This is a genomic window from Bacillus sp. Marseille-P3661 (assembly GCF_900240995.1).
GTDB lineage: Bacteria > Bacillota > Bacilli > Bacillales > Bacillaceae_J > OESV01.
In genome coordinates this window covers 217,658-232,555 of record NZ_LT965954.1, presented here as the reverse complement: position 1 = coordinate 232,555, position 14,898 = coordinate 217,658, and the positions used below count along the sequence as shown (strand labels likewise).

The following is a 14,898-nucleotide window of genomic DNA, read 5'->3' as shown; positions in this document are numbered from 1 at the left end:
GTTAATCAATAATGGTTAAAAGGATTGATATCGACAATAAGTAAAAAAAAATGTCAAAAACTCCATAAATAAAGTGGCATAGTTTGACAGACTTCAAAATAGGATGTGCTATATACTAGATTTATAATGATTCGATAGTATTTAAGAATTAAATGAAAGGAGATAATACTTGACCATTTACCTTGATGTTATATGGTTATTGAATTTTGTTTTTGATTTACTTCTATTATTGCTTACAGCCATTATTCTAAAGAGAAGGATAATAAAATGGAAAGTTATTGTTGGAGCATTCATTGGTTCTACAATAGTGCTTTTGTATTTTACACCTTTCCAAGCGATGGTCGGGCATCCTTTTGTTAAATTACTTTATTCTATACTTATTGTATATGTTGCATTTGGATTCCATAAATTCCGAACCTTTTTTAAAAATTTATTTACATTCTATTTTGTAACATTTACTGTTGGCGGGGGATTGCTTGGTATTCATTATTTTTTTCAAACCGAATTTATGTTTATGAACGGTGTGATGGCTACTAGTTCTGGTGGATTTGGTGACCCTGTGAGCTGGCTATTTGTTATTGTTGGTTTTCCAATTATTTGGTACTTTTCAAAAAAGAATATTGACGATGTCGAAGTTAAGAAGATTCATTATGACCAATTAGCGAATGTTGAAATTCAAGTTGATGATAAGGTCCTATCTGTCCGAGGATTAATAGATAGTGGAAACCAACTTTATGATCCTATTACGAAAACACCGGTAATGATTATTGATATGAATAAAACAAAGTCTTTTTTTCCCGAGTCTATTCAAAAGTCTAGAAATATAGAAGAGTTTAATTGGGAAGAACACGAATTGGAGTGGTCGCATCGACTAAGGCTGATTCCCTATAGAGCTGTAGGCCAGGACCATCAATTTTTACTAGCAGTTAAGCCGGACAAAGTTACAATTCATACAAACGAGGAAACGATCACTACCCAAAGGGTTTTCATTGGCCTAAATGATACACCTTTATCTTCAGAAGATGAATATGAATGTATTATCCATCCAAAGATGCTTTTGGATAGAAATCATATTTCAGCCTAATTCATTATATAAGGGGGAAAGAAATTGGCACAACTCAAACTAAAATTTACATTATTTTGGTATAAGTTACTTATGAAACTAGGTTTAAAAGCAGATGAAATATATTATATTGGTGGAAAAGAAGCACTTCCTCCTCCATTATCCAAGGAAGAGGAAGAATTATTACTACAGAAACTACCAACAGGTGACAAGGCTGCGAAGTCTGTTCTAATCGAAAGAAACTTAAGATTAGTTGTATACATTGCTAGAAAATTTGAAAATACAGGAATTAATATTGAGGATCTAATAAGTATTGGTACAATAGGGCTTATCAAAGCAGTTAATACATTTAACCCTGAGAAAAAGATTAAATTAGCTACATATGCTTCACGGTGTATTGAAAACGAAATATTAATGTATCTGCGTCGAAATAATAAAATACGGTCGGAAGTTTCATTTGATGAACCGTTAAATATCGATTGGGATGGAAATGAACTGCTTTTATCTGATGTTTTAGGTACCGAAGAAGATATAATAACTAAAGATTTGGATGCGCGTATCGATCGAAAATTACTAATGAAATCATTAGATCAGTTAAACGATCGCGAAAAACAGATTATGGAACTAAGATTTGGATTAATTGGTGGTGAAGAAAAAACGCAAAAGGATGTAGCGGATATGTTAGGTATATCACAGTCATATATTTCACGCTTAGAAAAAAGAATTATTAAACGCCTGCGTAAGGAATTTAATAAAATGGTATAAGCTCAAAGGTATGTATAAAATTATTTACATTCAATACATCGAAAAGACAGCGGTTATTAACGCTGTCTTTTTTTATCTGAACATTTTGATTATATTTGAAAAGAAATGAAGTGCATATTTTTTCCTCCTGAGGAGATACTTTACTTGTACAGCAACCTCTTAATTAGGAGGGAAAGAATGACACGAAATAAAGTAGAAATTTGCGGTGTAGACACATCAAAGCTTCCAGTACTTAAAAACGAAGAAATGCGCAAGCTTTTCCATGAAATGCAAAATGGTGACATTAGTGCAAGGGAAAAGCTAGTGAATGGAAACTTACGTCTCGTTCTTAGTGTAATTCAAAGGTTTAACAACCGAGGGGAATATGTAGATGATCTATTTCAGGTTGGCTGTATAGGATTAATGAAGTCAATTGACAATTTTGATTTAGGTCAAAATGTTAAATTTTCTACGTATGCTGTGCCTATGATCATTGGAGAAATTAGACGTTATCTTCGCGATAATAATCCAATTCGTGTATCAAGGTCGCTAAGAGACATTGCATACAAAGCATTGCAAGTACGAGAGAAACTTATGATTCAAACATCTAGGGAACCAACTGCAGAAGAAATTGCTAAGGTACTGGACGTATCGCATGAAGAAGTTGTATTTGCGCTTGATGCCATCCAAGACCCAGTTTCATTATTTGAGCCAATTTATAATGATGGTGGCGATCCAATATTTGTAATGGATCAACTTAGTGATGATAAGAGCAAAGATTTACAGTGGATTGAGGAAATTGCACTTAAAGAAGGAATGAGACGTTTAAACGAAAGAGAAAAAATGATTTTAACGAAGAGATTTTTTCAAGGAAAAACACAAATGGAAGTTGCTGAAGAAATTGGAATCTCACAAGCACAAGTTTCACGCTTAGAAAAAGCGGCAATTAAACAAATGAATAAAAATATCCAATAAGTGGACTTGCCTTAGTGCAGGTCCTTTTTTTATTAGAGTTAAGTTAACTGAACCCAACTTATGTTATGGGAATGTAAAAGAGTTTAGACCGTTTGAAATCTAGCGCTTGATTAGATGTTTATTTAAAGAGACAAAGAAAATATATCAATTATTAAAAGCTTGACTTTATTAACATAGGTCAAGCTTGTTTTCTATATATATTTATAAAAGGGAGGAAGAGCTATGCTAACTATTTCAGAATTTCAAACTAAGGATGTTGTTAATGTCGCTGACGGAAAACGTCTTGGAACAATCACAGATTTAGATATAAATTTAACGACTGGCAAGATAGATGCTATTATTATTCAAACAGGAGCAAAGGTATTAGGGTTATTTGGGAATGACTCAGAAGTAACCATTGCTTGGAGTAATATCGTAAAAATTGGCACAGATGTTATTTTGGTACGCTATGTAGCAAGGTCTTTTAATGATGAAGAGATAGATTCAGATCAAGAACATAAAATCCAATAACGTTTTATTACAAGTATATATATAAGTTGAAAAGTAGAGCAATTTCTCTTTTTAACATTTGTTTAAAGAGTGTGTTAGTATATTATATAAAGTATAATGATTGTAACTACTATGTAGAAAGGGATTAGTATATGGAACCTTTTGAAAGTCATCAATCGTTACTAGCTATTGATATTTGGAATAAGCTTGATAAAAACATTGTTGCTGGAATTACAACACGAAATGGTGGCATAAGCCAAAAGCCGTATGACTCTATGAATATGGGCTTACATGTAAATGATTCGATAGTTGATGTGATTAAGAATAGACATCAATTAGCGGAAAATGTTGATTTCTCGCTTGAATCCTGGGTTTGTGCAGAGCAAGTTCATGGCAATAAAGTTCTGAAGGTTACAAAAGAGGATAAAGGAAAAGGTACACTTGAAATGGCTACAGCAATAAAAGCTGTCGATGGTATATATACGAAAGAACCAAATATATTATTAACTGCTTGCTATGCGGATTGTGTACCTTTATACTTTTTTGCACCCAATTATGGGGTTATTGGAATTGCTCATGCTGGTTGGCGAGGGACTGTAGGGGACATAGCCGGCGAGATGGTAAATGCTTGGTCCAAAAACGAAAATATACCAAAACATGAAATATATGCATGTATTGGACCATCAATTGGCAAGTGCTGTTATGTTGTTGATGATTTTGTAATTGAGCAAGTAAAGAATACGTTACACTATGATACAAGTACATTGGCTGATGTATATCATGAACGTTCTAAAGGACAATATGAACTAGATTTGAAACATCTTAATTATGTATTATTAAAAAATGCAGGAATTTTAACGAAAAATATCGAAATATCTACATATTGTACAAGCTGCCGTTCAGATTTGTTTTTTTCACATCGTCGTGATTTAGGAAAAACAGGTAGATTGATGAGTTATATAGGTATGAAAGGCTAAAAGTTACTACAGATAGATTTATATGGAGGTACGATGTAGTTTTGTTTATTAAAGAAAATTTAGAAAAGATTAAAGCAAATATTCATGAAGCTTGTAAGCGGGTAAAAAGAAATCCAAGTGAAATTAAGATAATAGCAGTTACCAAATATGTATCGATTGAAACAACAATGAAAGCCTTAGCTGCAGGTATAACTCATTTAGGGGAAAATCGTGATCAAGGCTTTATAGAAAAATGGGAAACTATAGGAAATGTTCCAACTTGGCATTTTATCGGTACACTCCAATCAAAAAAAGTAAAGACTATTATTGATAAAGTGGATTATATACATTCTCTTGATCGCCTATCACTTGCAAAAGAAATTGATAGGCGAGCAAATCAACAGATAAAATGTTTTGTACAAGTTAATGCAGCTAATGAAGAAACAAAACATGGACTAACTATAGAGGAAGTTGTTCCTTTTATCAAAGAGCTAGAACAATTTCAAAATATAGTTGTAGAGGGCTTAATGACGATGGCTCCATTTACGGATAATCAAGATCTATTGCGACATACTTTTAGGAAAGTAAAGCAACTCCAACAGGAAATCCAAGGACTTAATTTATCATATGCACCATGCAGAGAGCTTTCAATGGGAATGTCGAATGATTATGTTATTGCAATAGAAGAAGGAGCTACGATGGTTCGTATTGGAACCTCTTTAGTTGGAAAGGAATTTTAGGAGGGGGAAACATGAGTATAAAAACAAAATTTAAAAGCTTTTTTGCATTAGAAGATGAAGATGACTACATAGAAGAGTATGATTATCCTGAAGAAGAATATGAACAAACTCGTTATAACAAGAAACAGCCGAAACAAAATGTTGTCAGTTTACAAAGTGTTCAACAGACAGCAAAAGTAATATTAGTTGAGCCGCGTGTATATGATGAAGTACAAGAGATTGCAGATCATCTTAAGAATAGAAAAGCCGTCGTTATTAATTTGCAAAGAGTTCAAAAGGACCAAGCGAAGCGGATTGTCGACTTTTTAAGTGGTACCGTTTATGCAATAGGTGGAGATATAAAAAAGTTAGGTGCAAACACATTTTTCTGCACGCCTGATAATGTTGATATAACGGGGTCTATTTCTGAAATGGCAGCTGAATTTAATAGTGAAGAAATGGAGAAGAGGTGGTAAATTATGGATTTAATTATTGGGTTAATTCAACAAGCAATCGGTATTTATATATGGGTTGTGATTATTTATATTTTCATGTCATGGTTTCCCGGTGCACGTGGCTCTTCGTTCGGACAATTAATTGGCAAGCTAGTCGAACCATACCTTGAGCCATTCAGGAGGATCATTCCTCCGTTAGGAATTATTGATATTTCTCCGATTGTTGCTATCTTAGTGTTACAGTTCGCACAGTCAGGAGCCTTTTATTTAAGAGGAATGTTTTAAAAGCTATTGCAAGGGATCTAATAAAACGGATCCCTATTTTATATTTTTAGAAAAAGTAACTTTATTAATTAATGAATATAGTATAAAAAAGTGATCGTCATTTGCAGTTATAGGCAAATGACTTGTTTTTCTAATGCTCTATGAAATATCACTTATGACTTTTTTTCGTTGCATTAGATAGTATAGGGTATAAGGTGGTACTGATATGTCAGTTTATCAGCATTTTAGGAAAGAAGAGTATTCATTTATTGATCATGTCATTGAATGGCGTGAACAAGTAAAAACTCAATATTCATTTAAATTATTAGATTTTTTAGATCCACGAGAACAAGAAATTGTAAAAAGTATTATTGGGACTAAAGATGAGGTGAAATGTTCATTTTGGGGAGGTTATGACGGAGCTGAACGAAAACGAGCCATTTTTTATCCCGAATATTACGAACCGACAAATGATGATTTTGATCTGGTCTTATTTTCAATACAGTATCCAACTAAATTTGTATCGATTGAACATCCAAAGGTTCTAGGATCATTGATGGGATTAGGTCTAAAGCGATCAAAGTTTGGGGATATACTAATGGAAGATGATAATATCCAATTTCTAGTTAGTAAACAAGTTTCTGATTATGTGAAATTAAATTTAACAAAAGTAGGAAAAACGGATATTAGCTTATCTGAACTTGGAATCGAAAGTATAATAAAATCAGCAGAGGACACATGGCAAGAACAGACAGTAACGGTATCCTCGTTGCGATTAGACGTTATTTTAGCTGAGCTATATCATTTATCTCGTCAAAAGGTGTTACCATACATACAAAGCGACCTAGTAAAAGTAAATTGGAAAACTGTTGATAACCCTGCTTATACTTGTCATCAAGGTGACACGATTTCAATGAGAGGGTTCGGACGAAGTAAACTTATCTCAATAGTTGGCCAAACAAAAAAAGAAAAATGGCGAATTATTGTAGGTAAGAAAAAATAAATGTAAAAAAAGGCAGGGATTTATAAATAAAATGTCGAAATAAACCACAAAGAACTATCCGTTTATAGACTACATGATGGAGGGGTTACCGTGCCATTAACGCCATTAGACATTCATAATAAGGAATTCAGCCGCGGATTTCGTGGATACGATGAAGATGAAGTTAATGAATTTTTAGATCAAGTGATTAAAGATTATGAATTAATTATTCGTGAAAAAAAGGAACTGGAAGAAAAGGTTAAAGAATTGACAGAAAGATTAAGTCATTTCTCAAGTATTGAGGAAACTTTAAATAAATCAATTCTTGTTGCACAGGAAGCTGCTGAAGATGTTAAGCGTAATGCTCAAACCGAATCAAAATTAATTATCAAAGAAGCCGAAAAAAATGCAGACCGGATTATTAATGATGCGTTGACGAAATCCAGAAAAATTTCGATTGAAATTGAAGAGCTTAAAAAACAATCAAAAGTATTTCGCAACCGTTTCCGAATGCTTATTAAGGCACAGCTAGAAATGATTGAAAATGACGACTGGGAACATTTAATGCAGTATAACAATGTTCCTGCTGAAGATGAAACAAATGATTAAGAAAAACTTGACGCGGAACGTACTTTTGAATATAATTTTTAATCAGTAGTAAATGAATCAAATAACAAAAGTTTTACATAACCAAAACGATGATAGGGACAGTACTTTTACAGAATCTTTCTATAAGCGATTCGAGGATAGTGGGAGCTCGAAGAAAGATGTAAAAGGAAAATCACCCTTAAGTTCCAACCTGAAGTTTTTTATAGTAGGGTATGGCGAATTATTCACGTTACGAATACGAAGCGAGCTTACATACAAGCTAACGTAGGGTGGTACCGCGGGAAAGACCTTCTCGTCCCTTTAGGGGATGAGTTAGGTCTTTTTTTTATACTTTTAAAAAGTATTAATTTCTTTTAAGTATTTGGAGTATCAGAAAATATCGTCATTTGCCATTGTGAGTAATCGATATTTTGGTATTTATTAAAATGTGATAATAGATTTAATATAGGAGGATCTACATGGAATACAAAGATACGTTATTAATGCCAAAAACAGAATTTCCAATGCGCGGAAATTTGCCGAAAAGAGAACCTGAAATTCAAAATAAATGGGAAGAAATGAACATTTACGAAAAGGTTCAAAAAAGAACAGAGGGTCGACCGTTATTTATTCTACACGACGGGCCGCCATATGCCAATGGAGATATTCATATGGGACATGCCTTAAATAAAATTTTAAAAGATATGATTATTCGTTATAAATCAATGAACGGTTTTCATGCGCCATATGTTCCTGGTTGGGATACACACGGTTTGCCGATTGAAACAGCCTTAACAAAAACCAAAAAGGTTGATCGTAAGTCCATGAGCGTAGCCGAGTTTCGCAAATTATGTGAAGAATATGCATATGAACAAGTCGATCGCCAACGCGAACAATTTAAACGTTTAGGTGTTCGCGGTGACTGGGATAACCCTTATATTACATTAACCAAAGATTATGAGGCACAACAAATTAAAGTGTTCGGTGAAATGGCGAAAAAGGGTTATATTTATAAAGGCTTAAAGCCAGTTTATTGGTCACCGTCTTCTGAATCTGCTTTGGCAGAAGCTGAAATTGAATACCAAGATAAGCGTTCAGCATCCATATATGTTGCATTTGCTATTAAGGATGGAAAAGGTAAATTAGAAGGGGATGAAAAGATCATAATCTGGACTACCACCCCTTGGACAATGCCTGCTAACCTAGGAATTTCAGTTCATCCGGATTTAGAGTATAGTGTTGTATTTGTAGACGGACAAAAGTTTGTCCTTGCGTCTGCATTAGTTGAAGAAGTTACAAAAGTAATTGAATGGGAAAACGTTGAAACAATTAAAACTCTAAAAGGATCAGAATTAGAGCATGTAGTTGCCCAACATCCATTTTATGATAGAGACTCATTAGTAATGTGTGGTGAACACGTAACAACTGATGCAGGTACAGGATGTGTTCACACAGCACCTGGTCATGGGGAAGATGACTTTATCATTGGTAAAAAATATGGATTAGACGTTCTATGCCCTGTTGACGAAAAAGGGTATTTCACTAGTCAGGCTCCCGGCTTTGAGGGGTTATTTTATGATGATGCGAATAAACAAATTACCCAGAAGTTAGAAGAAGTAGGCGCTTTATTAAAGCTGTCATTTATTACCCATTCATACCCACACGATTGGAGAACAAAAAAGCCAACGATTTTCCGAGCAACTGCACAATGGTTTGCATCAATAAAAGATTTCCGTGAAGAACTATTGGAAGCAATTAAGGGAGTAAAATGGGTTCCAGCATGGGGAGAGACACGTCTCTTTAATATGGTTAAAGACAGGGAAGATTGGTGTATTTCACGCCAACGTGCATGGGGTGTTCCAATTCCGGTGTTTTTTGGTGAAGATCAAGAACCTATCATTACTGATGAAACAATCGACCATGTTTCGAAATTATTTAGAGAACATGGCTCAAATATCTGGTTCGAATGGGACGCAAAAGATTTATTACCGGATGGATTTACTTCAACGCATAGCCCAAATGGAAAATTCACAAAAGAAACAGATATTATGGATGTTTGGTTTGATTCAGGTTCATCACATCAAGCAGTTCTAGTTGAACGTGATGGATTAGAACGTCCTGCAGATTTATATCTAGAAGGATCTGACCAATATCGCGGCTGGTTTAATTCCTCTCTTTCAACAAGTGTAGCTGTGAGTGGTAAAGCGCCGTACAAGGGAATTTTAAGCCATGGTTTTGCGTTAGATGGAGAAGGCCGCAAAATGAGTAAATCATTAGGAAATGTGGTCGTTCCGAATAAGGTAATGAGTCAATTAGGGGCAGATATTCTTCGTTTATGGGTTGCTTCCGTAGATTATCAATCGGATGTTCGAGTATCAGATGCGATTTTAAAACAAGTAGCTGAAGTTTACCGTAAAATCCGTAATACGTTCCGTTTCTTATTAGGGAATCTAAATGACTTCAATTATAATACAGATGCAGTCAGCCATAATGATTTACGCGAGGTAGATCTTTATATTTTAGCTAAATTAAACAAGTTAACTGAAAAAACGTTAACCTCTTATGAGAATTATGACTTTGCTGGAATTTATCACGCAGTTAATAACTTCTGTACTATTGAATTAAGCTCGTTTTATCTTGATATTGCAAAAGACGTTCTTTATATTGAACCAAAGAATAGCCATAATCGACGCTCAATCCAAACCGTTTTATATGAAACACTTTTAACTTTAACGAAACTTGTAACACCGATTTTGCCGCATACTACGGAAGAAGTTTGGGCACATATTCCTGATGTTAAAGAGGAAAGCCCGCAATTGGTAGATATGCCAAAGGTAGTAACCATTGAAAATTCAGAAATAATTGAAGAAAAATGGGATACTTTTATGGAAATTCGTGATGATGTATTAAAAGCATTAGAAAATGCTAGAAATGAAAAGGTAATTGGCAAATCTTTAACTGCAAGTATCACTATATATCCTAATGAAAAATATATAGATACTTTAAAGTCTATTACTGCTGATCTAGACAAAATTTTCATTGTATCTAATTTAGAGATTGCCGGAGATCAATCTTCAGCACCTGAAAGTGCTCAAAAACTCCCAACATTATCTATAGTGGTTAAGGCTGCTGAAGGTGAAACTTGTGAGCGTTGTTGGGTAGTAACTCCTACTGTGGGAGCCGTATCTGAACACCCAACACTTTGTAAGGACTGCGGTACAATCGTTCAACAGAATTATGCCTAAACAAAAAAGAGACACGGTAAAATCGTGTCTCTTTTCCTTATCTTTACTGTCTAAATTGAAATCTTCTGGTAACAATAAGGGTACTAAAAACCAAGGAGGTAACCCAATTTTATGATCGATCAGTATGCACTGATAAAATCGGAACTTGAACTTTCAAAAAAAGAGCTTGAAGAAAGATTAAATCGTGGTTGCAGAATAGATCGTTTCGAGGAGTATCAATCGGTTGCCGGAATAATAGAACGTGAAAAGAACTATGTTTTAGATCAGCATATACAAGACGAACTAGAGGATGTAAAAAGGGCATTAGTAAAAATGGATTTTGGCATCTATGGTTTATGTGAAGAAACAGGTGAAGAAATCCCTATGCATTTATTAACGATATTGCCAACTGTTCGAACTATAAAAGAAGCAAAAGCCATTAGCCAGTTTCCGTATACTACCGAATTTAGCCACTATTTAACAACTGCCGTTAGGTAAATGGTTTATTATAATTCCGCTTTGGCGCCTAGCCCCATTTATGATTTAGGGCAGGCGTTTATATCTTGCTAATATTTATCACTTTTGTTAAATAATTGTTTATATGGTACGGTCTATGCTACAATTCTACAGTAGTTATTTTTTCTTTTTATAGATCGGAGGAACATCTGTGCTTTATTATTTTATAGCTTTAGTTGTGATTATTATTGATCAATGGTCGAAATGGCTTGTTGTAAAACGAATGGAAATTGGAGAAAGTATACCAGTTATCGACCAATTTTTCTACTTAACTTCACATCGAAACCGTGGTGCAGCTTGGGGAATTTTACAGGGCCAAATGTGGTTTTTTTATATTATTACTATTATTGTAATAGGATTTGTTGTTTATTACATATGGAAATTAGCGAGAAAACAACCTTTATTAGGATGGGCACTAGGCTTAATATTAGGTGGAGCAATTGGCAATTTTATCGATAGACTTTTTAGGAAAGAAGTTGTTGATTTCTTTGACTTTTATTTAAACTTTGGATTTTTTACATATAATTACCCAATCTTTAATATTGCCGATTCCGCCCTCTTTTTAGGAGTTATTATCATACTAATACAAACATTATTGGAAAGTAAAGCAAGCAAAGGAGCTCAAACTTAATGGAAAAGATGGAATTTATAATCTCTAGTGAACAACAAAGTGAGCGGATGGATAAAGTTTTGTCAACTGTTAATGAAGAATGGTCAAGAAGTCAGGTGCAACAATGGATAAAAGATGGTTTGGTAATAGTTAATGGACAACCAGTTAAAGGAAATTATAAATGCAAATTAAATGATCAGGTTACAGTGTCAATTCCTGCCCCTGAACCATTGGATGTTCTTCCTGAAGAAATGGATCTTGATATTTACTATGAAGACTCTGATGTACTCGTTGTGAATAAGCCAAGGGGAATGGTTGTTCATCCTGCTCCAGGTCACTTATCTGGAACGCTTGTTAATGGCTTGATGGCTCACTGTACAGATTTATCTGGAATAAATGGTATCTTAAGGCCCGGAATTGTCCATCGAATTGATAAGGATACCTCTGGTTTATTAATGGTCGCAAAAAATGACATGGCCCATGAATCACTTGTAGATCAATTAGTTAACAAAACAGTAGTAAGAAAGTATAAGGCATTAGTCCACGGTGTAATTCCGCATGATAAAGGAACAATCGATGCACCTATAGGAAGGGATAAGCATGATCGGCAAAGTATGACTGTCACAGATGAAAACAGCAAAGAGGCTGTTACACATTTTCAAGTATTAGAACGATTTAATAACTATACTTTTGTTGAATGTAGGCTTGAAACAGGACGCACACATCAAATTCGTGTTCATATGAAATATATTGGTTTCCCTCTTGTAGGTGATCCAAAGTATGGTCCGAAGAAAACGATTAACCTTGATGGACAAGCACTCCACGCTGGTTTATTAGGTTTTGTACATCCGCGCTCTAAAGAATATTTAGAATTTGAAGCACCACTACCAACTATTTTTAAGGAGCTATTGCAAAAACTTTAAAATGGTCGTTGACAATGACCGATTATAGTGGGATAATTTCATTAGAAAAGTAAATGAGTCCTTTAAGTACAGTCCCGTGAGGCTGAGAAGGCGATCGTGCAACCAGATAAATGAGGTAAGTGTATATCATATCTCGTATCTTATTCTGGTTTAAGTATGGATATTACGATCCTCTCACCAACATGCGGTGAGAGGATTTTTTATTGCCATCTAGTAATCTTGGAGATTATGAGAATAAGTTAATTGCACAAAATCATAAATGGCGCTTTTTGTTTTTAAATAAACACTGAGAATCGATTACATTAATTATAGTAGGATAAAATAAAACAAGCATTAGATTAGTGTAATTGAAGGACTGATAAAGACTTTTCTTAATTTAATAATTAGTTGTGGGGTGGAAATGATGAAAGAAAAAGCAATCGTTCTTGATGAACAGGCTATCCGACGTGCGCTTACACGAATTGCACATGAAATTATTGAAAGAAATAAAGGAATTGAAAATTGTGTGTTAGTCGGAATTAAAACACGCGGTATATACTTAGCAAACCGATTAGCTGAAAGAATTGAACAAATAGAAGGCAAGAAAATCTCAGTTGGAGAGGTTGATATAACACTATATCGCGATGATTTATCTAAAAAAACTGTAGATAAAGAACCGCTATTAAAAGGGTCAGATATACCAGTAGATATAAGTAACCAAAAGGTAATTCTAATAGATGATGTTCTTTACACAGGGCGAACCGTTAGAGCAGCAATGGATGCATTAATGGATATTGGCCGTCCCTCACAAATTCAACTGGCGGTATTAGTTGATCGTGGTCACCGTGAACTGCCAATTAGAGCAGATTTTGTAGGGAAAAATATACCGACCTCTGGTTCAGAAATTGTCGTCGTTGAGTTAGCTGAAGTGGATGATGTAGACCAAATCACCATTCATGAAAATGAGTAAGTAACGGAGGACCTTAGATGAACAAACAAGACGTAGTACTAGATGTTAATGAAAAACCGAAAATTATTCAGTGGCTTTCATTAAGTTTGCAACACTTATTTGCAATGTTTGGAGCAACAATACTAGTTCCATATTTAGTGGGCTTAAGTCCATCAGTTGCTTTGATATCAAGTGGTTTGGCCACATTAGCCTACTTAGCGATTACAAAAGGTCAGATACCTGCCTATTTAGGCTCATCATTTGCATTTATAGCACCTGTAATTGCAGCAAAAGCAAGCGGCGGTCCTGGAACAGCAATGCTTGTAGGATTTCTAGCAGGTATTGTATACGGAATCGTAGCATTATTCATTAAATCCTTTGGAATCAAATGGTTACTAAATATACTACCACCTGTGGTTGTAGGGCCGGTTATTATTGTAATCGGACTCAGTCTTTCTGGTACTGCTGTAAATATGGCGATGCGAGTAAATCCTGATGATCCAGCAACATACAGTTCGCTGCACTTTTCAGTAGCACTTGTTACTCTTCTAGTTACAGTTCTCTTGTCAATTTTCGGTAGAGGTTTTTTAGGAGTTATTCCAGTGTTAATAGGAATTGTTGTCGGTTATGTTTATGCTTTAATAATTGGTATAGTTGATTTTAATGGAGTCCAAGCTGCAGCATGGTTTCAAGCTCCGGAAATGTTAATTCCGTTTGTTAACTATACCCCTGATTTAAAATGGACAATAGCATTGGCTATGCTGCCTGTTGTAATCGTGACATTATCAGAAAATATTGGTCACCAAATGGTATTAAGTAAAGTTATTGACCGTGACCTATTAGTGAAACCAGGATTACACAGAGCTATTGCCGGTGACGGTGTAGCATTAACGTTAGCATCATTTATTGGTGGTCCTCCTAATACGACGTATGGTGAAAATATCGGGGTCTTAGCCATTACAAGAGTGTTTAGTGTGTTTGTAATCGGGGGGGCTGCTGTATTAGCAATAGTGTTTGGATTCGTCGGTAAAATAAGTGCACTAATAAGCTCTGTCCCAACTAATGTTATGGGTGGCGTATCAATCTTATTGTTTGGTATTATCGCATCTTCTGGATTAAGAATGCTTATTGACAATAAAGTTAATTTTGAAGAAAAGAGAAACTTAGTAATAGCGTCTGTCATTCTAGTAATCGGTATTGGTGGCGCATTTATTCAAGTAAATGAACAAGTCCAAATTTCCGGAATGGCGTTAGCGGCTATTATTGGTGCAGTACTAAATTTTGTACTCCCGGGTCGCGAAAAATACGGTGATGATGGATTAAAAGAAGATAAATCAGCGTAACACACTTTAATAGGGGTCCAGAGAGGTCCCAAAGGGTGAAGACAGTTGAAGGCGGTGAACTAAAACCGTACTTCGTTGCACCCTTTAAAGAAAAATAAGGGTGCTATTTTTATATAATC

16 protein-coding genes and 1 other annotated feature are annotated in these 14,898 nt (G+C 34.8%); all 16 genes read left to right on the top strand.

Annotated features, from left to right (window positions below; all coding sequences use genetic code 11):
• Window positions 1-169 precede the first annotated feature (169 nt).
• The 16 genes from spoIIGA (at window position 170) to C1724_RS11945 (ending at window position 14,779) form a co-directional block, all read left to right on the top strand.
• Window positions 170-1,084, top strand: coding sequence for a sigma-E processing peptidase SpoIIGA (spoIIGA, locus tag C1724_RS12020; RefSeq protein WP_102347019.1), 915 nt, complete (start codon window positions 170-172; stop codon window positions 1,082-1,084).
• A gap of 24 nt (window positions 1,085-1,108) precedes the next feature.
• Window positions 1,109-1,828, top strand: a complete 720-nt coding sequence (gene sigE / locus C1724_RS12015) for an RNA polymerase sporulation sigma factor SigE (protein ID WP_102347018.1) — start codon at window positions 1,109-1,111, stop codon at window positions 1,826-1,828.
• Between the two features lie 177 nt (window positions 1,829-2,005).
• Window positions 2,006-2,782 (top strand): RNA polymerase sporulation sigma factor SigG, encoded by a 777-nt coding sequence (gene sigG / locus C1724_RS12010; RefSeq protein ID WP_102347017.1) that lies wholly within the window; start codon window positions 2,006-2,008, stop codon window positions 2,780-2,782.
• Between the two features lie 222 nt (window positions 2,783-3,004).
• Window positions 3,005-3,292 carry a YlmC/YmxH family sporulation protein gene (locus tag C1724_RS12005; RefSeq protein WP_102347016.1) on the top strand — a complete coding sequence of 96 codons (288 nt, stop codon included), beginning with the start codon at window positions 3,005-3,007 and terminating at the stop codon, window positions 3,290-3,292.
• Between the two features lie 131 nt (window positions 3,293-3,423).
• Complete coding sequence (pgeF, locus tag C1724_RS12000) at window positions 3,424-4,248, top strand: peptidoglycan editing factor PgeF (RefSeq protein WP_102347015.1); 825 nt, start codon at window positions 3,424-3,426, stop codon at window positions 4,246-4,248.
• 41 nt (window positions 4,249-4,289) lie between these two features.
• Window positions 4,290-4,967 carry a YggS family pyridoxal phosphate-dependent enzyme gene (locus C1724_RS11995; protein ID WP_102347014.1) on the top strand — a complete coding sequence of 226 codons (678 nt, stop codon included), beginning with the start codon at window positions 4,290-4,292 and terminating at the stop codon, window positions 4,965-4,967.
• Between the two features lie 11 nt (window positions 4,968-4,978).
• The gene (locus C1724_RS11990) at window positions 4,979-5,422 is read left to right on the top strand and encodes a cell division protein SepF (RefSeq protein ID WP_102347013.1); all 444 of its coding nucleotides are present in this window, start codon (window positions 4,979-4,981) and stop codon (window positions 5,420-5,422) included.
• A gap of 3 nt (window positions 5,423-5,425) precedes the next feature.
• The gene (locus tag C1724_RS11985) at window positions 5,426-5,686 is read left to right on the top strand and encodes a YggT family protein (RefSeq protein ID WP_102347012.1); all 261 of its coding nucleotides are present in this window, start codon (window positions 5,426-5,428) and stop codon (window positions 5,684-5,686) included.
• 205 nt (window positions 5,687-5,891) lie between these two features.
• Window positions 5,892-6,668, top strand: a complete 777-nt coding sequence (locus C1724_RS11980) for a YlmH family RNA-binding protein (protein WP_102347011.1) — start codon at window positions 5,892-5,894, stop codon at window positions 6,666-6,668.
• Between the two features lie 90 nt (window positions 6,669-6,758).
• A complete protein-coding gene (locus C1724_RS11975) occupies window positions 6,759-7,256 on the top strand; it encodes a DivIVA domain-containing protein (protein ID WP_102347010.1) in 498 nt (165 codons plus the stop codon).
• 80 nt (window positions 7,257-7,336) lie between these two features.
• Window positions 7,337-7,559: a binding site (T-box leader), on the top strand.
• 155 nt (window positions 7,560-7,714) lie between these two features.
• Window positions 7,715-10,480, top strand: a complete 2,766-nt coding sequence (gene ileS / locus C1724_RS11970; protein WP_102347009.1) for an isoleucine--tRNA ligase — start codon at window positions 7,715-7,717, stop codon at window positions 10,478-10,480.
• Between the two features lie 111 nt (window positions 10,481-10,591).
• The gene (locus C1724_RS11965) at window positions 10,592-10,957 is read left to right on the top strand and encodes a molecular chaperone DnaK (protein WP_102347008.1); all 366 of its coding nucleotides are present in this window, start codon (window positions 10,592-10,594) and stop codon (window positions 10,955-10,957) included.
• 169 nt (window positions 10,958-11,126) lie between these two features.
• The gene (gene lspA, locus C1724_RS11960; protein ID WP_102347007.1) at window positions 11,127-11,606 is read left to right on the top strand and encodes a signal peptidase II; all 480 of its coding nucleotides are present in this window, start codon (window positions 11,127-11,129) and stop codon (window positions 11,604-11,606) included.
• Window positions 11,606-12,508, top strand: a complete 903-nt coding sequence (locus C1724_RS11955) for an RluA family pseudouridine synthase (protein WP_102347006.1) — start codon at window positions 11,606-11,608, stop codon at window positions 12,506-12,508. The genes lspA and C1724_RS11955 overlap by 1 nt, the downstream gene beginning before the upstream one ends.
• A 403-nt stretch (window positions 12,509-12,911) precedes the next feature.
• Window positions 12,912-13,457, top strand: a complete 546-nt coding sequence (gene pyrR / locus C1724_RS11950) for a bifunctional pyr operon transcriptional regulator/uracil phosphoribosyltransferase PyrR (RefSeq protein ID WP_142386550.1) — start codon at window positions 12,912-12,914, stop codon at window positions 13,455-13,457.
• Between the two features lie 17 nt (window positions 13,458-13,474).
• Complete coding sequence (locus C1724_RS11945) at window positions 13,475-14,779, top strand: solute carrier family 23 protein (RefSeq protein WP_102347004.1); 1,305 nt, start codon at window positions 13,475-13,477, stop codon at window positions 14,777-14,779.
• Window positions 14,780-14,898 lie beyond the last annotated feature (119 nt).